1 protein-coding gene is annotated in these 652 nt (G+C 48.2%); it reads left to right on the top strand.

Annotated features, from left to right (window positions below):
- Window positions 1-652 (top strand): DNA translocase FtsK (locus tag R7190_RS28140; RefSeq protein ID WP_318137960.1); only part of this gene is annotated, 652 nt, incomplete at both ends.

The following is a 652-nucleotide window of genomic DNA, read 5'->3' as shown; positions in this document are numbered from 1 at the left end:
TTTGCTGCTCAGCAAGAACAGCGACTCCATGTGGAACCAACGCCACACGAAGAGCCTGTTATTGACACTCGTGCGCTTGATGACATTACCGACCACGCTGAGCCAAGTGAACATATTGAACCAACGATCTCTGATTTTGATGTAGTAGATGAAGAGGATGCATATGTTGCTCCTCAACCTCAGTCGCGTTCACCAGAGCCTCAACCTATCGTTCAACCACAATCGGTTTCTCAAATTCAACCAGAACAGACTCCTGAGCCGAGTGTAGTGTTTGAACCAGCGCCACAAGAAGTTGAGGTTGAGGAAGTGCAAGATGGCGATCAAGATGTTGCCGCATTCCAAAGCATGGTATCCAGCGCGCAAGCAAAAGTTGCCGCGACGCAAAACCCATTCTTGATGAAGCAAGAACAGAATTTACCAGTGCCAGAAGAGCCGCTGCCAACACTTGAATTGCTTTACCATCCGGAAAAACTTGAAAACTTCATCGATCGTGAAGCGCTTGAGCAAGTCGCGCGTTTAGTCGAAAGCAAGCTTGCAGACTACAAAATTAAAGCAGACGTAGTCGGCATTTACCCAGGCCCAGTCATCACTCGATTCGAGCTCGATTTGGCGCCAGGTGTGAAAGTAAGTCGAATTTCTGGTCTGTCTATGG

Source organism: Vibrio sp. 1078-1 (genome assembly GCF_033340475.1).
This window is presented reverse-complemented; position numbering and strand designations above follow the sequence as displayed.